19 protein-coding genes are annotated in these 19,685 nt (G+C 61.8%); 8 read left to right on the forward strand and 11 right to left on the reverse strand.

Annotated features, from left to right (window positions below):
- Position 1: 1 nt before the first annotated feature.
- The 4 genes from C5J22_RS11415 (at position 2) to C5J22_RS11430 (ending at position 4,880) form a co-directional block, all read left to right on the forward strand.
- On the forward strand, positions 2–940 hold the full coding sequence (locus tag C5J22_RS11415; protein ID WP_105438314.1) for an alpha/beta fold hydrolase: 939 nt from the start codon (positions 2–4) through the stop codon (positions 938–940).
- A gap of 115 nt (positions 941–1,055) precedes the next feature.
- Positions 1,056–2,018: a DMT family transporter gene (locus tag C5J22_RS11420; protein WP_105424277.1), complete on the forward strand. Its 963-nt coding sequence runs from the start codon at positions 1,056–1,058 to the stop codon at positions 2,016–2,018.
- Position 2,019: 1 nt separating this feature from the next.
- Positions 2,020–3,222: a CaiB/BaiF CoA-transferase family protein gene (locus tag C5J22_RS11425; RefSeq protein WP_105438315.1), complete on the forward strand. Its 1,203-nt coding sequence runs from the start codon at positions 2,020–2,022 to the stop codon at positions 3,220–3,222.
- Positions 3,219–4,880 carry a thiamine pyrophosphate-binding protein gene (locus C5J22_RS11430; protein WP_105438316.1) on the forward strand — a complete coding sequence of 554 codons (1,662 nt, stop codon included), beginning with the start codon at positions 3,219–3,221 and terminating at the stop codon, positions 4,878–4,880. Before C5J22_RS11425 ends, C5J22_RS11430 begins: the two co-directional genes overlap by 4 nt.
- Before the next feature lie 85 nt (positions 4,881–4,965).
- Here C5J22_RS11430 and C5J22_RS11435 read toward each other — a convergent pair whose 3' ends face one another.
- The 3 genes from C5J22_RS11435 to C5J22_RS11445 form a co-directional block, all read right to left on the reverse strand.
- Entirely contained in the window at positions 4,966–5,307 is a 342-nt protein-coding gene (locus tag C5J22_RS11435; protein ID WP_046625916.1) for a RidA family protein, read from the reverse strand.
- Positions 5,308–5,378: 71 nt separating this feature from the next.
- The gene (locus C5J22_RS11440) at positions 5,379–5,717 is read right to left on the reverse strand and encodes a TIGR01244 family sulfur transferase (RefSeq protein ID WP_046633474.1); all 339 of its coding nucleotides are present in this window, start codon (positions 5,715–5,717) and stop codon (positions 5,379–5,381) included.
- Between the two features lie 89 nt (positions 5,718–5,806).
- Positions 5,807–6,646: a DUF4432 family protein gene (locus C5J22_RS11445; RefSeq protein ID WP_105438317.1), complete on the reverse strand. Its 840-nt coding sequence runs from the start codon at positions 6,644–6,646 to the stop codon at positions 5,807–5,809.
- Between the two features lie 193 nt (positions 6,647–6,839).
- Between C5J22_RS11445 and C5J22_RS11450 the strand changes: the two genes are divergently transcribed.
- The gene (locus C5J22_RS11450; RefSeq protein WP_371412599.1) at positions 6,840–8,234 is read left to right on the forward strand and encodes a L,D-transpeptidase; all 1,395 of its coding nucleotides are present in this window, start codon (positions 6,840–6,842) and stop codon (positions 8,232–8,234) included.
- Between the two features lie 105 nt (positions 8,235–8,339).
- Positions 8,340–8,963: a ClpX C4-type zinc finger protein gene (locus tag C5J22_RS11455; RefSeq protein WP_105438318.1), complete on the forward strand. Its 624-nt coding sequence runs from the start codon at positions 8,340–8,342 to the stop codon at positions 8,961–8,963.
- 35 nt (positions 8,964–8,998) lie between these two features.
- Here the strand turns inward: C5J22_RS11455 and C5J22_RS11460 are convergent, their stop codons facing one another.
- From C5J22_RS11460 to C5J22_RS11495, 8 genes are all read right to left on the reverse strand, one after another.
- Positions 8,999–9,715 carry a ParA family protein gene (locus C5J22_RS11460; RefSeq protein ID WP_105424270.1) on the reverse strand — a complete coding sequence of 239 codons (717 nt, stop codon included), beginning with the start codon at positions 9,713–9,715 and terminating at the stop codon, positions 8,999–9,001.
- Positions 9,716–9,934: 219 nt separating this feature from the next.
- Positions 9,935–11,080: an iron-containing alcohol dehydrogenase gene (locus C5J22_RS11465; RefSeq protein WP_105438319.1), complete on the reverse strand. Its 1,146-nt coding sequence runs from the start codon at positions 11,078–11,080 to the stop codon at positions 9,935–9,937.
- Positions 11,077–12,462: an aldehyde dehydrogenase family protein gene (locus C5J22_RS11470; RefSeq protein WP_105438320.1), complete on the reverse strand. Its 1,386-nt coding sequence runs from the start codon at positions 12,460–12,462 to the stop codon at positions 11,077–11,079. The genes C5J22_RS11465 and C5J22_RS11470 overlap by 4 nt, the downstream gene beginning before the upstream one ends.
- 38 nt (positions 12,463–12,500) lie before the next feature.
- Entirely contained in the window at positions 12,501–12,917 is a 417-nt protein-coding gene (locus tag C5J22_RS11475) for a type II toxin-antitoxin system VapC family toxin (RefSeq protein WP_105400750.1), read from the reverse strand.
- Entirely contained in the window at positions 12,910–13,380 is a 471-nt protein-coding gene (locus tag C5J22_RS11480; protein ID WP_105438321.1) for a helix-turn-helix transcriptional regulator, read from the reverse strand. The genes C5J22_RS11475 and C5J22_RS11480 overlap by 8 nt, the downstream gene beginning before the upstream one ends.
- Positions 13,381–13,458: 78 nt before the next feature.
- On the reverse strand, positions 13,459–14,829 hold the full coding sequence (locus C5J22_RS11485; RefSeq protein WP_105438322.1) for a glutamine synthetase family protein: 1,371 nt from the start codon (positions 14,827–14,829) through the stop codon (positions 13,459–13,461).
- 87 nt (positions 14,830–14,916) lie between these two features.
- Entirely contained in the window at positions 14,917–16,467 is a 1,551-nt protein-coding gene (locus C5J22_RS11490) for an amino acid permease (protein WP_105438518.1), read from the reverse strand.
- Positions 16,468–16,568: 101 nt separating this feature from the next.
- Entirely contained in the window at positions 16,569–17,345 is a 777-nt protein-coding gene (locus C5J22_RS11495) for an N-formylglutamate amidohydrolase (RefSeq protein ID WP_105438323.1), read from the reverse strand.
- A 170-nt stretch (positions 17,346–17,515) separates the two neighbouring features.
- Between C5J22_RS11495 and C5J22_RS11500 the strand changes: the two genes are divergently transcribed.
- Positions 17,516–18,406: a MurR/RpiR family transcriptional regulator gene (locus tag C5J22_RS11500; RefSeq protein ID WP_105438324.1), complete on the forward strand. Its 891-nt coding sequence runs from the start codon at positions 17,516–17,518 to the stop codon at positions 18,404–18,406.
- Between the two features lie 141 nt (positions 18,407–18,547).
- A complete protein-coding gene (locus C5J22_RS11505; RefSeq protein ID WP_105438325.1) occupies positions 18,548–19,654 on the forward strand; it encodes an ABC transporter substrate-binding protein in 1,107 nt (368 codons plus the stop codon).
- Positions 19,655–19,685: the final 31 nt, after the last annotated feature.

Consider the following 19,685-nt stretch of genomic DNA (forward strand, 5'->3'; position numbering starts at 1 on the left):
GATGTTCGACGAAACGAGGCGGTTTAAGAGCCCGACGGGCGCAAACCTTGCCTACCATTACCAACCGGCGGCAGAGCCGGGCCTCGCCATCCTGCTGATCTCTCATGGGCTTGCCGAGCATTCCAGGCGCTACAGGGCTTTCGCCGAGGCCATGGCCGGCCACGGCTTCCACGTCTATGCTTTCGACCATCGTGGTCACGGCGAGACGACGGTTCCGGACGCACCGATCGGCCGCTTTGCCCGGCACGACGGCGTCGGCCTGGTGCTCGCGGACGTCAAAGCCATGCGCGACATGGCGGCAGATGCCCATCCCGGCCTGCCGGTCCTGCTCTTCGGCCATTCCATGGGCGGCCTGATCGCCCTCAATGCCACTGTCGACCATCCCGACAGCTTTAATGCCGTCGCGGTCTGGAATTCCAATTTCCATCCAGGCCCGGCTGGCCGCGCCGCGCAGGTGATCCTGCGCATCGAAAAGGCCCTGAAAGGTTCGGATGTTCCAAGCGGGCTTCTGCCGAAACTCACATTCGGAGCCTGGGGCAAGTCTATCCCCGGCCACCGTACGGAATTCGACTGGCTGAGCCATGACCGGGATGTCGTCGACGCCTATATCGCCGATCCCTTGTGCGGTTTCGATGCCAGCGTCTCGCTGTGGCTCGATCTTTTCGAACTCACTTTTCGCGCGCCAAAACTCATTGATCGGCTGGCGAAGAACCTGCCGATCCATCTGATCGGCGGCGCCGAGGACCCGGCGACCAATGGCGGCCGCGAAATCCTGTGGCTGTCCGAGCATTTCAAGCGCAACGGCTTTTCCGACGTCACCACCAAGATCTGGCCGGGCACCCGCCACGAAACGCTGAACGATACGGTGCGGGCACGCGCCACCGCCGAATTCGCCGCCTGGGCCCGCACCGCCCTGCCCGTCCCGGCGCCGGCGATCTGAATCGACAGTCCATATAAAACGGCCCTGCATATCAAACGGCCCCGCATATCAAACGGAATGAGTTCATGACATTTAATCAAGTGCTTCCGGAACCGGTCCCGGCTATAGGAAATCCATGAATTCGTCGCCCGCAAGCCTTGTCGCATCAGCCCCGAACCGGATCGTCAACGGCCTCGGCCTGATGATCGTCGCGATGCTGATCGCGCCGTTTATCGACATCTTTTCCAAGCTTGCGACCGATACCGCATCGCCCACCTTCATCACCGCCGCCCGCTTCGTTTTCCAGGCACTCTGCATGCTGCCGATCGTGCTCTGGAATGGATACTGGCGGACGTTCTCCTGGCGGCTCAGCGTCTTCCATGCGATCCGCGCGAGCCTCATCACGGTCTCCATGGTCTGCTTCGTGGCGACGCTTGCGGTCATGGAAGTGGCCGATGCGATCGCCATCTTCTTCGTCGAGCCGATCATCCTGACGGTGCTTTCCAGCATCTTCCTCAAGGAGACCATCGGCTGGCGGCGTTATACCGCCTGCGCGGCCGGCTTCGTCGGCGCCATGATCGTCATCCGCCCGAGTTTCCAGGAGATCGGCTTCGTGGCGCTACTGCCGATCGTCACCGCCTTCTGCGTGGCGATCTTCGCGATCCTGACCCGGGCGCTGGCGCATCGTGAAGATCCCTGGTCGATGCAGTTCCAGATGGCGCTGTGGGGAATTCCGATCTCGGCCATATTGCTCTTTGTCGGCGACCGGACCGGCATCGCCTTCCTGGCGCCCTCCATGCCGGACTGGACGACCCTGCTGTGGCTCGCGGGCGTCGGCGCCTTCGCGGCCCTGTCGGGCATCCTGGCCGTCTATGCCTATCGGGCCGCGCCCGCATCCGTGATCGCACCGCTGCAATATTTCGAGATCGTCTCGGCGACGCTGTTCGGCTGGCTGGTCTTCGGAGACTTCCCCGACCCGGTCAAATGGCTCGGCATTTCGATCATCATCGGCTCCGGCCTCTACATCATCTGGCGGGAACGCCGCGTTGCCTCCATGAAGCCGGTAACCAGCGCCGCCAAATCAACCGTGACCCCGTGACATGACCCAGACCCCTAAAAAACCGCCGCTTACCGGCATCCGCGTCATCGAACTCGCCCGCGTGCTTGCCGGTCCCTGGGCCGGGCAGATGCTGGCGGACATGGGCGCCGACGTCATCAAGGTTGAAAATCCCGATGGCGGCGACGATACCCGCGCTTGGGGGCCGCCCTTCGTCGAAGGCAAGGACGGCGAAAACCTGTCGGCCGCCTACTACCACTCCACCAATCGCGGCAAACGCTCGATCGCCGTCGACCTGAAGACGGAGGAAGGCCAGGACATCGTCCGCCGGCTGGCCGCGACCGCCGACGTGCTGATCGAGAATTTCAAGCTCGGCGGCCTCGTCAAATACGGGCTCGACTACGAGAGCCTGAAAAAGATCAATCCGAAGCTGATCTATTGCTCGATCACCGGTTTCGGCCAGAACGGCCCCTACGCCAATCTCGCCGGCTACGACTACATCGTCCAGGGCATGTCGGGCTTCATGTCGATCACCGGCGAGCCGGATGGCCAGCCGATGAAGGCGGGCGTCGCGATCGCCGACATCTTCACAGGCATCTACGCGGTGACCGCCATCCAGGGCGCGCTGATCCATGCGATGAAGACCGGCGAAGGCCAGCATGTCGACATGGCGCTGCTCGACGTCCAGGCCGGCATCCTCGCCAACCAGAACATGAACTACCTGGTTTCCGGCGAAGCACCGGTGCGGCTTGGCAATGCTCATCCGAACATCAGCCCCTATGAGGTCCTGGCCACCGAGGACGGTTACCTCATCCTTGCCGTCGGCAATGACGGCCAGTTCCGCCGCCTCTGCCGCATCCTCGGCATCGACGGGATGGCCGACGACGAGCGTTTCGCCACCAACAAGGCGCGCGTCGCCAACCGCGTCGAAGTGCGCCGGCTGATCCTCGCGCAGACGTCGAAATGGAAGAAGGCCGAGCTGCTCGCCGCCTGCGGTGACAATGCGGTGCCGGCGGGGCCGATCAATTCAATCGCCGAAATGTTCGACGATCCGCAGGTCAAGGAGCGCGGGCTCCGGATCGATCTGGAAGCGGCCGACGGCACGGTCATTCCCGGCGTGCGCAGCCCGATCGTGCTGTCGGAAACGCCGCTTGTCTATCACCGGCCGAGCCCGGCGCTCGGCGAACATACCGCAGACGTGCTGGCGCAACTCGATCAAATCGAAAAAGAGGGGAGAGAAAAATGAACACCGTCATGAAGACCGGAGGGCAGCTCATCGTCGAGGCGCTGAAGGCGAACGGCGTCAAGCGCATCTCCTGCGTACCCGGGGAAAGTTATCTCGCCGTACTCGACGCGCTGTATGAAAGCGGCATCGAGATCCTCGTCTGCCGCCAGGAAGGCGGTGCCGCGATGATGGCCGACAGCTGGGGGCGCCTCAGCGGCGAACCGGGCATCTGCATGGTCACCCGCGGCCCCGGCGCCACTAACGCGTCGGCCGGCCTGCACATCGCCAGGCAGGATTCCATTCCGATGATCCTTTTCGTCGGCCAGATCGGCCGCGAGATGAAGGAGCGCGAGGCCTTCCAGGAGGTCGAATACCGCCGCGCCTTCACCGAATTCGCCAAATGGGTCGGCGAGATCGACGACGCCCGCCGCATTCCGGAATTCGTCACCCGCGCCTTTGCCGTCGCCACCTCCGGCCGCCCCGGCCCGGTCGTGCTGACGCTGCCGGAAGACATGCTGGTCGAAGAGGTCGAGGCGCCCGAAGCCCGTGCCTACATGCCGGTCGAAAGCCATCCCGGCAAAAGCCAGATCGCCGCATTCGAAACCATGCTGAAGAATGCCGAGCGGCCGATGTTCATCCTCGGCGGCACCCGCTGGAGCGAGCAGGCGGTTGCCGATTTCCAGGATTTCGCCAGCCGCTTCAAGGTACCCGTAGGCTGCTCCTTCCGCCGCCAGATGCTCTTCGATCACCTGCACCCGTCATACGCGGGCGATGTCGGCATCGGCATCAATCCGGCGCTCGCCAAGGCGGTCAAGGAGGCCGACCTGCTGGTGCTGATCGGCAGCCGCATGTCGGAAATGCCCTCCTCCAGCTACACGCTGATCAATATCCCCTATCCGAAGCAGAAGCTCGTCCATGTCTTTCCGGATCCGGAAGAACTCGGCCGCATGTATCGGCCCGACCTTCCGGTCTGCGCTGCTCCTGCAGAATTCGTCGCTGCGCTGAAGGACCTCGACCCGCCGGCCGCCCCGCTCTGGGCCGAACGTAAATCGACGCTGCACGACTCCTACCTCAAGTGGTCGACGCCGCCGGAGTCCGGCCCCGGCCCGGTCAGGATGGGACCGATCATGCAGTGGATCGAGGAGAACGTGCCCGACGACGCGATCTTCACCAACGGCGCCGGCAATTACGCCACCTGGCTGCACCGTTTCCACCGCTTCCGCAAATACAACACCCAGTCCGCCCCGACCTCCGGCTCGATGGGTTACGGCCTGCCCGCCGCGGTTGCCGCTAAGCAGCTGTTTCCCGAACGCGAAGTCGTCTGCTTTGCCGGCGACGGCTGCTTCATGATGCACGGCCAGGAATTCATCACCGCCGTCCGCTACGGATTGCCGATCATCACCGTGCTGGTCAACAACGGCATCTACGGCACGATCCGCATGCACCAGGAGCGTGAATATCCGGGCCGCGTCAGCGCTACCGACCTCGTCAATCCGGATTTCGTTGCCTATGCCAAGGCCTTCGGCGGACACGGGGAACTGGTCGAGAAGACGGAAGAGTTCGGCCCTGCCTATGAGCGGGCGCGCGCCAGCGGCAAACCCTCGATCATCGAGGTCAGGCTCGACCCGGAAGCGATCACGCCGGCCAGGACGCTGACCCAGATCCGCGAAAAGGCATGAATAAAAAAGCCGGCCTATCAGAAACATGAATAAAAAAGCCGGCCTATCAGAAAATAGGCCGGCTTTTGAATCGGATTAGCAGCAATCAGATCGCAGCCGTGACGATGAACTCGACCTTGTACTTCGGTGCAGCGAGCTTGGCTTCGCTGGTGGCGCGGGCCGGCGGGTTGGCCGGGTCGATCCAGGCTTCCCAGACAGCGTTCATTTCGCCGAAATAGGCGATGTCGGACAGATAGATGATGGTCTGCAGGATCTTCGACTTGTCGGAACCGACGGCTGCCAGCAGGCGGTCGACTTCGGCGAGCGCGTCCTTGCACTGGTCGGTGACACTCTCGCCTTCGCCGACCTGACCGGCCAGATAGACGGTATTGCCGTGGACGACGGCGCCGCTCATGCGGGCGCCCGGCTCGATGCGCTGGATGCTCATGGAATTCTCCTCAAAAAAATTGAGCTTCGGGAAAAGACCCCGCGCAAAAGGCACGAGGCCGCGGAAAATCTTCAGCCGCGCAGATGCTGGCTCTTTTCGTAAATCGCCGTCGAACGGGCACCGGACCGGCAGAAACCGAGCATCGGGCGCGGGAATTCGTCGAGTGCATCGACCATCGCCTTGACGCCCTGTTCGTCGACGCCCATGCGGCCGACCGGGATGTGGCTGATGTCGAGGCCGAGTTCCTTGGCGCGAGCTTCGATCTCGGCGAAATGCGGCTGGCCCGGCTCTTCGTCGTCAGGACGATGGCAGACGACCGACTTGAACCCCATGGCCTTGATCTGATCGAGGTCCTCGACGGTGATCTGGCCGGTGACGGAATACTCGTCGTTGATCTGGCGGATATCCATGGCTTGAGCCCTCCGTTCTGATTGAGGCGCCAGCATTACGACGGTGCCGCCCGGGCGTCAATCGGGCGACGGCCGCCGGACGGCAGGTCTCAGACGAAGCAGAAGCGCAGTCCGTATTCGACGCTTTCGCCGGGTCTGACGAAGCCGAGTTCTCCGTTTGCCGCCAGTTCCTGGCGGCTTGCCAGGCGATGTGAAACCGGCTCTATCCCAAGCACATGCGCCGGCGCCTTCTGGTTTCGCCAGACCTGCAGATGCGGAAGCGTATCGGTCCTGAATTTCACCTTCAGCGTCAGTCCGCCGATTGCCGCGATCGGGCCGAGCGCGATCTCGGCCCACTGCTCACCCTCGACGGCCGCCGGGACGCAGAATATGCCGCCGGTCTCGCCTCCGAAGGTCCAGGGGAAACCGCCGTTGTCGAGCATCGCACCGCTCAGCCGGACCCGGTCGTCGAACAGCCAGGCGCCGATATTCATGTGGTACATATGCACCCGCGCAAACGGCTTCGAGCCGGTATTGGTGACCTTGTCCGACAGGCTCACCTCCCCCGTCGCCCCGTCGATCCGCCAATGGCGTTCGAGGAGGGCCGTCTCGCCGGTCGCAAGGGTCAGCGGCACGCGGGCACGGCACTCCGCATCCGGCCCCTGCGCATCCCAGAACAGGATTTCGGCGGGGTGGGAGGAGAAGGATCCATGCAGCGGAAATTTCCGGCCGTCGGAGGCGCCTTCGATGGCCTCGGGGTGACGAATATGGTCCGGCCCGCAGGTGAAGAGAAAGCCTTCGAGCGAGTGATCGATTCGCGGATCTCCGTCGTCCGGAATGGCCCGGCCCGGAGCAAGGTCCACATCGCCGACAAAACAGCCTCCGATATCGAGAACGGAGCTCTGGTCCAGGAAAATCCTCGGTCCGTTGGCGGCGGAAAAAGCCTTCATAATCATTCCCTTCACGGTTTCGTCAAAACTTCTAACCGATCGTGAAGTGAATTTAACGGTGTGTTCATGACGAATTCACTTTTTCCACACTACGGTCAAAATTAACTTGTCTGTGGCGACAGGCGAACGGGCGGGAACCAATGTCCGATTTCCCGATTACGTTTAAGTAGGAAACAAGGAAGTCGGTGACATCGTGAAGCGGCTATTTTTTGCATGCGCAAGTCTGGTGATCTTGACCGCGGCACAGGGAATTCCCTCCGCCGAGGCGCAGAACCGCTACGGCCGCTATCCCTCGGAAACAATGCTCGTCGCCCCTGACGGCTCGATCCTGGACTACGTGCCCGACCGCGGCGATGTCATCATCAGCCGCGACGGCATGGGGCGCCGCGTCCTCATCGACCATTTCGGCAATGTCGTCGCGACCGAAATCCGTGGGGAAACCTATCGCCCCAACCGGAGGCAGGAATATCCGCCGGTGCCGGGCGGTTACCGGTCGCTGCGCGATTCGGGCGGTTACCAGCAGGGTGCAGGCGGTTATCGCGACTACCGCGAGTATCGGCCGGGCGAACCAGGCGCCGTTACCGGCGGGATTCCGGGGCCAGGCTCGGTCAGCCGCATGCCACTGGATGATCAGGCCCTCCCCGACGCCGATTTGGGCTATCCGCAGGAGGCTTCGATCGAACCGGACCAGCGGCCGGCGGAGACGCTTCTGCCGCAGAAGCCGATCATTACCGTCACCAAGAAGCCGCAGGCCCAGATCGCAGCACTTCAGGTCTTCCTGGACCGCGAAGGCATCTCGCCCGGCGTGATCGACGGCCATCTCGGCGACAACGTCAACAAGGCGATCGCCGCCTGGCAGGAAATGACCGGTGAGACGCTCGATCCGAACAATTCCGAAGACATCATGCAGCGGCTGACCTATTCGGGCGGCCTGCCGATCGTCGACTACACGATCACCCCGGCCGACGCCGCCGGTCCCTATGTCGCGTCGATCCCGGAAGACTATGCCCACAAGTCGCAGCTGCCGGCCATGTCCTATATGTCCGTGACGGAGAAGCTCGCCGAGCAGTTCCACATGGACGAGAACTATCTGAAGGCGCTCAATCCCGGCGCCGATTTCACCATCCCCGGCTCGACCATCAAGGTGATCAATCCCGGCCAGCCGAAGGCCGGTCAGGTCACCCGCATTCTCGCCGACAAGGCCAGAAAACAGGTCTTCGCCTACGGCGCGGACGGGCGCCTGGTCGCCGCCTATCCGGCCACCATCGGCTCCACCGACACGCCTTCGCCGACCGGAACCCACACGGTCGAACGTATCGCGCTCGATCCCGGTTACACCTACAATCCGAAGATCAATTTCAAGCAGGGCAATAACGACCAGATCCTGCAGATCCCGCCGGGCCCGAACGGCCCGGTCGGTACGGTGTGGATCGCCCTCTCGAAGCCCACATACGGCATCCACGGCACGCCGGAACCTTCCAAGATCGGCAAGACCAACAGCCACGGCTGCGTCCGCCTGACCAACTGGGACGCAAGGGAACTTGCCAAGATGGTCAAGCCAGGCACGACGGTAGAATTCACCGAGTAAGATCCCGGCACAACCTATCAGCCGTCGGCACCCGCTGCCGACGGCTTTTTGTTTGCCTGGCAATCTGGCTTCAGCCAAAAGAAGCCCTAGTTTTCCGCGAGAAAAATGTACACGGCGGTGGATGGAATGAACTTCCCAACGAGACTCAAAGGCGCCCTGTCCCTCCTCTTCGGACGCGGCGACGACGGAGCTGTCTGCTCCTTTTGCGGTGAAAACCGCCGCAGTGTCGAGATGATCATTGCCGGTCCGGCAGCCACGGCGATCTGCAATCGTTGCATCTTCGTCTGCAACCAGGTCATGCTTGAAAACTCCGGCCCGCCTGGTTTCCGTCGCCATGCCGAAAAAGGTCATGAGAAATCGATCGCAATACCGCTCGCCCATGACGAAGTCCTGCTGGGCGCTCCCGAACGTATCGCGCTCGAGCAGATGCTGCACGTCCTCGTCGCGTCGCTTCCGCAAAGCATACTGATCGGCTGGAGCTATATGCATTCGGAAGATCGATTCGACCTGCTGACAGTCGAGATTCTGACGACGTCCGGAATGCAGCCGAATGAAATCAGCAGCCTCGCCCAGCGGGACTGGCGTCAGATGCGCGACCGTTTCGTCGCCGCGCGCAGCGTTCCGGCCAATCTGGAAGAGCCCGCACTGATCGGAACCGCAGCCGCAGCTACCCAAGCGGCCAGTGCATATGCAAAGGCGGTCGGCTCTTTCGAACCAACCGCCTCTTAATCCACATCTTGGAATGAACAGACGTCCAATGGTGATCAGGCCGCGTAGCGGCTCAATCCGAAGAGGCGCGACGCGACGGACCGGGTGATCTTGACGGGCATGAGCCGCATGACTTCCTGCGCATAGGACCGGGCATTTTCCTTCGCCTTGTCGAGATTGCTGACCTTGGCCTGATCGAGCGTGTGGAGCGTGCCGCCAGTCTCGAACAGTTCCTTGAAGGCGATGCGTTCGCCGATCGGCGTATCGAGGACATGCACGCCGCGGGCTGCCAGAAGCCCTTTGATGGTCAGCAGCGCCTTGGTGGTGACCATGGACGTCACCCGCGTCAGCACCACCGAATGCGGGATCACCAGACCGGCCTTCTCCTTCATGTAGGACAGCAAGTCGAGGATCTGCGCCGCACCCTTCGCGTCCATGGCTGAACCCTGGACGGGGATCATCACGTGATCGGAAAGGCCGATCGCCGTGGTGACCAGCGCATCACGGGCGCCGGCGAGGTCGATGATGAAATAGTCGGTGCGCGATGCCATTTCCCGCAGGTGACACTGCAGCGATGCGAGTGTGACTTCCGATACCACCTCGATGTTGCGCACCGCGCGAGAGGTCTCGAACCATTGGCTGATCCAGCGCTGCGGATCGGCATCGATGACGGTGACGCGAAAACCCTGATGGGCAAGTTCGGTGGCGAGCAGGAGTGCCGCGGTCGTTTTTCCGGCTCCACCCTTGGCATTGGCAAAGGAAATTACTGGCATTTTCGGTCCTCGAACAAGTCTTGAGCCACATCGCTCACGAGGACACCGGGAAGCATGGTGTCATAAGCACATCCTTTCCAAACATGGTTAACGAATTGCAAATTTAGCCACCATTAATATCACTCAGGAGATTTAGCTTTTGGCTGTAAAATGCGGAAAAGCCCGAAGGTTTTGGCCTCCGGGCTTCGTTGACGCCGGTCTTCCTGTGGTCTGGAAGTCTTAAAAGCAGGCGAGGAAAAGCGCCTTGGTATTCTCCATCGTCATGGTGACGGGGTTGCCGCCGCAGCTGGGGTCCTCCATCGCCATGGCCGTCAGCTCATCGATTCGGTCGGGCTTGATCCCCATCGCGGTGAGATTTTCGGGCACGCCGAGTTCCGAGCGCAACGACAGGACATAATCGTAGAACCCGTCGAACCCGCCGGCGATGCCGAGATAGGCCGCGGCGCGGGCGATCTTCTCCTCGATCGCCGGCCGATTGAAGCGCAGCACCGGCGGCATGACGACCGCATTGGTCATGCCGTGGTGGGTGTTGTAGACCGCGCCGATCGGATGCGACAGCGAATGGATGGCGCCGAGCCCCTTCTGAAAGGCGACCGCCCCCATGGCTGCGGCCGACATCATGTTGGTGCGGGCTTCGAGATCCGCCCCGTCCCTGTAGGCGCGCGGCAGGAACTCCTTGACCAGCCGCATCCCTTCGAGCGCGATCCCGCCCGACATCGGGTGGTAGAAGGGCGAGGAATAGGCTTCCAGGCAATGGGCAAAGGCATCCATGCCGGTGCCGACGGTGATCGCCTTCGGCATGCCCATCGTCAGTTCCGGATCGCAGATCACGACGCCCGGCAGCAGTTTCGGGTGGAAAATGATCTTCTTCACATGGGTGGTGGAATTGGTGAGCACCCCTGCCCGGCCGACTTCCGAACCGGTCCCGGCCGTAGTCGGCACGGCGACGATCGGCGCGATCTTCGAAGCGTCGGCGCGGGTCCACCAGTCGCCGATATCCTCGAAATCCCAGACCGGCCGCGTCTGGCCGGCCATGAAGGCGATCAGCTTGCCGAGATCGAGGCCCGAACCGCCGCCGAAGGCAACGACGCCGTCATGACCGCCGTCTCTGTAGGCTCTGACGCCGGCGTCAAGGTTGTTCTCGTTCGGGTTCGGATCGACATCGGCAAAGATCGCCCGGCCGAGGCCAGCCTCTTCGAGCACGTCGAGCGCGTGGCCGGTGATCGCCATCGAAGCCAGTCCCCGGTCGGTGACCAGGAGCGGCTTGCTGAGGCCGAGCGTCTTGCAGGCGTCCGCCAGTTCCTTGATGCGTCCGCGGCCCAGCTTGACGGCGGTCGGATAGCTCCAGTTCGCGACGATATTCATTTCGTGACCTTCTTCAGGTGGTAGGATTTCGGGCGGGTCAGGTTGTGGAAACCGAGGACGGAGAGCGAACCGCCTCGCCCGGTTTCCTTGACGCCGGTCCAGACAAGCGCCGGATCGAGATAGTCGGCGCGATTCATGAACACCGTGCCGGTTTCGAGCTGACCGCCGATCCGGTTGGCCCGGTCGACATCCGGCGTCCACAGCGACGCCGTCAGCCCGTAGCGACTATCGTTCATGTAACCGATCGCCTCGTCGTCACTCTTCACCTTCATGATGCCGACAGCCGGGCCGAACGTCTCTTCCCGCATGATCTCCATGGAATGATCGACGTCAACCAATACTTGCGGCGCAAGATAGGCGCCACCGTCGTCGGCCGGGAAAAGCTTCGGATCGATCAGCGCCCTGGCGCCGCTGGCCATCGCGTCGGCGATCTGCTGGCGCACCACCTTGGCAAAGCGCTTGTTGGCCATCGGCCCCAGCGTCGTTTCCTTGTCGAGCGGGTTGCCAAGCTTATAGTTCGACACCCAGGCGACCGACTTCTCGACGAAAGCGTCGTAGAGCGATTCGTGCACATAGATGCGCTCAATGCCGCAGCAGCACTGGCCGGAATTATAGGTCGCGCCATCCATCAGCGTATCGACGGCTGCATCCAGATCGGCATCCTCCATCACATAACCGGGGTCCTTGCCGCCGAGTTCGAGGCCAATGCCGGTAAAGGTACCGGCAGCGGCCCGTTCGATCGACCGTCCGCCCTCGACCGAGCCCGTGAAATTGATGAAGTTGAACATGCCCTCGGAAATCAGCTTGGCCGATGTCGCGTGGTCGAGGAAGATATTCTGGAAGACGTCTTCCGGAACGCCGGCCTCGATAAAGGCGCGCACCATGCGCTCACCGACGAGCAGCGTCTGGGAGGCATGTTTGATGACAACCGCGTTGCCGGCCATCAGCGCCGGAGCGACGGTGTTGATCGCCGTCATATAGGGATAATTCCACGGCGCGATGACGAACACGACCCCATGCGGCTCCCGTTCGATGCGACGTTCGAACGTGGCGCTGTCCTCGACGCGCAGCGGAGCGAGCGCATCGGCGGCGATCGAGGCGACGTAATTGGAGCGCTCGTTGAACCCCTTGAACTCGCCGCCGTAGCGCACCGGCCGGCCCATCATCCAGGCAAGCTCGGGCACCACTTCCTCGACCATCTCGTTGAGACGCGCGACGCCTTTCAGCACGAGCTGGACACGCTCCTCGAGCGGCCGATTCGCCCAGACCTTCTGCGCATGCCGTGCGCGCCCGATAGCTTCGGCGGCCGCTTCCGCCGACATGGCCGGACGCTCGGCATAGACCGAACCGTCGACCGGCGAGATACATTGGATCATTGTCATTGATATAGGCTCCAGAAATTCAGCAGGCCCCCGAGGGGTTAACAGGCGAGCGTGCGGACATAGCCCGCAGCGCCATAGGATAGAATAGCGCGGTCGCGCGTGATGATGGTCAGGTCGTGTTCGCGAGCGGTGGCGATCAGGATTCGGTCGATCGGGTCCTTGTGGATGGGTTGGGGCAGGAAGCAAGCGGTAACGAAGATCGTAGAGGTTACCGGATGCTCAACAAAGCCCCCATCTCGCAGATAGTCGCGATACCATTGCTCGGCATCCCGGGTTTCACGAATACGCCCTTTCGAAAGCAGCATGCCCATCTCCCACGCTGTCACGGAAGATACGAAAACCGGAATTTTCTGGGCCTTGCTTTCAGCCAGCGACTCCAATGCCATCGGCGCCAACGCCTCATTCTGCGACATCCAGATCACGAAGCACGTATCGAGCAGAAAGCGGCTACTCATTATAAAGCTTCTCGCCCCATTCCTCATCCCAATCCATCGGTGCGGTGAGATCGACGCCCGGCATGACAGTGACCGTTCCCGCCATGCAGCCGTAGGCGGGATGCAACTCTATGAGCGTCCCGTCCTCTTTTTCCATCCAACGCTTGCCATCCTTGTAGATGATATCGTCTTTCGTGAACATTTTGGCTGGCTGAGTGTCCAAGTAGCCGGTGGCGTCATAGCTGCCTTGCTTCGTCTCCTCAAATCCGAACACCTTGCCCCGCCGGTGCGCGGCCACCTCCTCGAGATTTATCCCGAGGAAGACGGCGATATCGTCCTGCTCATCTGCGCTCATCTTCCGTTCGCCCTTCAGCATCCGCGATACGGCACTGGGATCGAGCGACATGAAGCGAGCCAAATCGCGCAAGGATTTCTGTCCTTGATCAAGTTTCTGATAAAACCATTCACTGTCTATAGGGCTCATGACCATTCCCGCAGGTTGTGGAAACAGCTTAACATAATGCCATAATGACAACAAGCGCACCTCAGAGTTGCGATTATCTCAAGCCCTCTCGAAACCGCGTGCCACTTCCCAGTCCGTCACGCGGCGATCGTATTCCTCCTGCTCCCATTGGCCAGCGCGGACATAGTGGTCGATGACGTCGTTGCCGAAGGCGGAGCGCAGCAGTTCCGAGCCGTCCATGAGCTCGATCGCGTCACGCAGCGTTCGCGGGATTTCTCGAACACCCTTGCCGCCATAGGCGTCGCCGACGAAGGCAGGCTCGAGCGTCATCTTCTTCTCGATCCCGTCGATGCCCGCCGCAATCAGTGCCGCCATGGCGAGATACGGGTTCAGGTCGGAACCGCCGACGCGGCATTCGATGCGGATTCCCTTGGACGCCTCGCCGCAGAGACGGTAGCCCGCGGTGCGGTTGTCCTTCGACCAGACGGCCTTGGTCGGCGCGAACGTGCCGGCCATGAAGCGCTTGTAGGAATTGATGTAGGGTGCCAGGAAATAAGTGATCTCGCTCGCGTGGGCGAGCAGCCCGGCGATATAGTGTTTCATCAGTTCCGACATGCCGTGCTCGTTGTCCTTGTCGAAGAACAGCGGCGTCTTGCCGTCGGCGCTCCACAGGGACTGGTGGATGTGCGACGAGCTGCCGGCGGCCGAATAGTTCCACTTGGCGAGGAAGGTGATAGCCTTGCCCTTGCCCCAGGCGATCTCCTTGCACGCATTCTTGATGATCACGTGCCGGTCGGCCATGGTCAGCGCATCGGCGTAACGAACGTTGATTTCCTCCTGGCCGGCCGAAGCCTCGCCCTTGGAATTCTCGACCGGAATGCCGGCGCCCTGCAGGCCGGTGCGGATCGCCCGCATCACCTCCTCTTCCTTGGTGGTCTGGAAGATGTGGTAATCCTCGTTGTAGCCGCTCGCCAGCTTGAGATTGCGGTAACCGCTTTCGCGGGCCTGGTCGTAGGTCTGGTCGAACAGGAAAAATTCGAGTTCGGTCGCCATGAAGGCGGACATGCCCATGTCTGCGAGCCGCTGGACCTGTCTCTTGAGGACCGCCCGCGGCGAATGCGGCACGTCCGCATGGGTGTGGTGATCGAGCACATCGCAGAGGACCAGTGCGGTGCCTTCGAGCCAGGGCAGTTTTCTGAGCGTCGCAAGATCCGGCTTCATCGTATAATCGCCGTATCCCTGCTCCCAGCTGGTCGCCTTGTAGCCGGAAATGGTCTCCATCTCGATATCGGTCGCAAGCAGGTAATTGCAGCTATGCGTTTCCTGATAGGCGCTCTCGACGAAATATTCCGCCTGGAACCGCTTGCCCATCAGGCGGCCCTGCATGTCCACCTGGGCGGCGATGATCGTATCGATGCGACCGTCGGCGACATCGCGTTTCAGATCGTCGAAGGAGTAAATCGGGGTCATGCCTCACATCCGTTTCAAAAGGGTGAACCGCCACAACCTCTCGAGTGTCGTGGCGGCGGGATCATAGGGGCGTCAGCCCGGTCGCGCTTACTTTTCTCCGACAGCCGCTTCCGCAGCAGCGATCTCGGCCTGCCGCTTGGCGATGGCGTCGCCGATCGGCGGTCCCATGAAGCGCCGGTTCTCGAAGGCGAACCAGACGATTCCGGTCAGCACCAGGAAGCCGACGGTGATTTCGAGCGCCCAGTCGTTCGGCGGCTGGATGCCGATGAAGAAGATGACGATCATCGAGATGATCGCCAGGACTGCAACCAGCCTGTAGACCGGAATACCCATGTTCCAGGGTCCCATTTTCGGCCATTTCGCCGTGCCGATCGTGAACAGCCCGAGCGCGATCGGCAGGACGAAGGACAGGAACAGGAAGATGACCGTGCAGGAGACGACGATCGAATAGGCCGGCGTGCCGGCAATGGTGATCGCCGAGGTAAACCAGACGAACAGGACGGCGAGGATGGAGCCGGTCCAGATCGCCGCGACGGGCGAACGGTGTTTTGGGCTGACCTTGGCGAGCACCGACGACGCAGGCAGGCCCTTGTCGCGCGAGAAGGCGAAGATCATCCGCGATAGCGAGGTGACGGTAGCCAGTCCGCAAAGCAGCTGCGAGATGAAGATCAGGAAATACAGGATGCTCTTCACGGCCGGGTTCATCTGCGCGTCCATCGCCCAGAAGAACACGTTCCAACCCTGCTTGGCCGCATCGTCCATGTTGGGGATCATCAGTACGAACGCGCACAGCATGATGTAGCCGAACAGGGCGGACCACAGGACGGCCGAGACCATGCCGCGCGGCACGGATTCCGCCGCCTTGACGGTTTCCTCGGATGTGTGGGCCGAGGCATCATAACCGGTGATCGTGTAGATCGGCAGGAGCAGGCCGAGAAGGAATGCCATCAAACCGGAAACGCTCGTCGGCCAGACGAGCGCCGCCCCCTCCGTGCCGGTATAGTTGGCGAAAGTGAAGAGCCGCGCGAAATCGAAGCCGGGGGCTGCGATAAGGCATGCGATTGTGAGGAGAATCGCGGTCGCAAAGATCAGATAGCCGGAAAAGTCGGTGAGTTTCGCGGTCAAACCTATGCCGAAATGATTGATGCCGGCCTGTAGCCCGGTGATGATGGCAACGAAAACCACGCGGTGCGTCAGCGTATCCTCGATGCCGAAAGTCGGCCCGAAGGCGCCGAAGAAGAAATAGAACGTCCCGACATTGATGGCGCCGAGCACGGTGACGAGGCCGAGCAGGTTGAGCCAGGCGGAAAGCCAGCCGGTAAAGCGGTTGCCGAGGATCGATCCCCAGTGATAGAGGCCGCCCGCCGTCGGATAGGCCGATCCGATCTGCGCGAGCCCGAGCGCGAAGATCCCGGAAATCAGGCAGCCGAGCGGCCAGCCGATGCCGATCGCCGCGCCGCCGGCGCCGGCAGTCGCCTGGCCCAGCGAATTGATGCCGCCGGAGAGAATGCAAATGATGGAAAACGAAATTGCGAAGTTGGAAAACGAACTCATGCGGCGCTCGAGTTCCTGCGCATAGCCCATGGAATGCAGGATATGGATATCCTGCTTTTTATCGCCTTCGGTATAATCGGACATGACTTCCCCCTGTTGGCAGAAAGACCGCGCCATCGCGGCCATCCGGTTTGTCCTTCCCGCGGCGATCGACCGCGGGCATGCGAGCTGCTACTCCCCGGGTCTTATCTTTGGATGTCTGCGAGGCTTTCCCGCAGCAATCCTGTCAAGAAATCGGCCACGACCCCCTGGCCGGTTTCGTCTGTTATGAGATCGTTCCTGATTTCGATCATGACGTTGAGAAGCCCCGCCGGCAGGGCGTGGACTTCCAGCGTATGGGTTACGCCGTCCGCCGGCCCGTAAGGCTCGTTGCGCTCGACGCGATAGAGGTGCGTGTCGGATGCGGCCTGCAGCATCCGGTCGGCAAGCCGACTGTCGGTGTCGTGAAGCACGCCGATCTCGACGGGCCGCTCCTTGCCGAAATAGACCGGCGTAAAGCTGTGAATGGTGACGAGCACCGTCTGCAGCCCCCTTGCCCGCCGCGCCGCGATCTCCTCGCGGATACGGCCGTGAAACGGCAGGTAGAGTGCCGTGGTCCGGCGCGATTTCTCTGCCTCCGACAGGTTCTCGTTGCCGGGGATCCGGAAGATCTCGGACACGTCACGCATGGCTGCAGGCGAATCCGGCGGCCGGTTGCAGTCGTAGATGAGGCGCGAAAACCGCTGGTGGATCAGCGTCGCGCCGAGGCTCTTCGACATCAGCTGGGAGACGGCAAGCGCTCCCGGATCCCAGGCGATATGCGAGGCGAGCGCATCCGCGGAAAGCCCGAGATCGCCGTAGCGTTCCGGCAGGCGCCGCGAGGCATGCTCGCAGACGAGAAGCACCTCTCCCCGGCCGCCTGCATTGTCCACGGCAACGGGCTCGCCATCCGCCTCCGAGAAGAATTCCGACTGGACCAGCATGAACGCGTTCCGGGAAAAATCGTTTAAATTGGATTAAGAAGAGAATTCTTCACTTTCCGGCCGCCGTCAACGTGATTCTGAAAATTTCTCTTCAAACGCACCGTTGACTTCTCTGCAGAAACGATTGTTAATCTTCCGACAACCGGCGAAGACCGGAGGGAACAGCTTTAGTGCCACCAACTGCACGCACCGTATCGGATGTCATTCGTGTTCGTTACGACAGCCTGACGCGCGCGGAAAAACAGTTGGCGGACAGCCTATTGGAGAACTATCCGGTGTCAGGGCTCGGCAGCATCACTGTGATCGCGGAGAACGCGGGCGTTTCCACGCCGACGGTCGCGCGCATGGTGCAGAAGCTCGGCTACAAGGGCTACCCGGAATTCCAGTCGCGTCTGCACCAAGAACTCGAGGCGACGCTCTCCAACCCGATCGCCAAGCATGACCGCTGGGCGTCCAATGCGCCGGGCACGCATATCCTCAACCGTTTCGCCGACGCGATCACCGCCAATCTGCGCGACACGCTTTCGGCTCTCGACACCACGACCTTTGAGGGTGCGGCAGCACTTCTGCGTGATCGCGACCGCAGCATCTATTTCGTCGGCGGCCGCATCACCGGGGCGCTGGCCGAATACTTCTTCACGCATATGCAGGTCATCCGTCCCAGGACGACGCTGATCTCCACCAATTCCAGTTCCTGGCCGCAGCATGTTCTCAACATGAGCGCCGGCGACGTGTTGGTGATCTTTGACATCCGCCGCTACGAGCAGGAGATGGCGACGCTGGCGGAGGCCGCACGGGCCAACGGCGTCGTCATCATCTTGCTGACCGACGTCTGGGCCTCGCCCGTTGCCAAACATGCGCAGCATACGTTCAAGGTGCGGATCGAGGCACCCTCGGCCTGGGACAGCTCCGTTATTACTCTCTTCGTCGTCGAGGCGCTGATCGAGGCGGTCCAGAGCGCGACATGGGAGGAGACCCGCGAACGCATGAACTCTCTGGAAGGTCTTTTCGAGCGGACGATGCTGTTCCGCCGGCCGGGCCGCCAGAGCCGTCCCGACTGATTGTCGGGTCAAGAAATATGCCGGCAATCCGGGGGTTTATGAGCAAATGCTCATCCTCCGGGCTGTCACATACGATACATGAACTGGCTCTACGAGTCGCGCCGAAACGATCCGGACTACCTGAACCCCTAGGAGGATACCTTGCTCAACAAGACCCAACGTCTTCTTTCCCTGACGACCGCCATCGTCATCGCCTCCACCGCCATTGCCGCCGCCGAGCCGAGCGCCGAGCTGATCGCAGCCGCCAAGAAGGAAGGCACGCTGACCACGATCGCCCTGCCCCATAGCTGGTGCGGTTACGGCGACGTCATCGCCGGCTTCAAGGCGAAGTACGGCCTCGAAGTCAACGAACTGAACCCTGATGCCGGTTCGGGCGACGAAATCGAAGCGATCAAGGCCAACAAGGGCAACAAGGGCCCGCAGGCTCCCGACGTCATCGACGTCGGCCTTTCGTTCGGCCCGTCTGCCAAGACTGAAGGCCTGATCCAGCCCTACAAGGTCTCCACCTGGGATTCGATCCCGGCCGACGCCAAGGATGCAGACGGCTACTGGTACGGCGACTACTACGGCGTTCTGGCTTTCCTGGTGAACAAGGACCTCGTCAAGACGTCGCCGAAGGACTGGCCTGATCTCCTGAGGTCCGACTACGCCAATGCCGTCGCGCTCGCCGGCGATCCGCGCAGCGCCAACCAGGCCGTCCAGGGCGTTTTCGCTGCCGGCCTTTCCGGCGCCAAGGGCGACTCCGCCAAGGCCGGCGACGAAGGCCTGAAGTTCTTCGCCGAACTCAACAAGAAGGGCAACTTCGTTCCGGTGACCGGCAAGGCCGCGCCGTTCGCGCAGGGCACCACGCCGATCATCATCGCCTGGGACTATAATGCCCTGTCCTGGGGCCAGAGCCTGAAGGGCAACCCGCCCTTCGAAGTCGTGGTTCCGGCAACCGGCGTCGTAGCAGGTGTCTACGTCCAGGCGATCTCCGCTTTCGCTCCGCATCCGAACGCTGCGAAGCTGTGGATGGAATACCTCTATTCCGACGAAGGACAGCTCGGCTGGCTGAAGGGATATTGCCACCCGATCCGCTTCAACGATCTTGCCAAGAACAACAAGATCCCGAAGAACCTGCTCGACGCCCTGCCCCCGGCAGCGGCCTATGAGAAGGCCGTATTCCCGACGCTCGCCCAGCAGGCTGCCGCCAAGGAAACCATTACCAAGAAATGGGATAGCGTAGTCGGCGCCAACGTCGCAAAGTAATCGGAACAAGACTGAGCTCCCGCGCCGCCCG

Source organism: Neorhizobium sp. T25_13 (genome assembly GCF_002968675.1).
Lineage (GTDB): Bacteria > Pseudomonadota > Alphaproteobacteria > Rhizobiales > Rhizobiaceae > Neorhizobium > Neorhizobium tomejilense.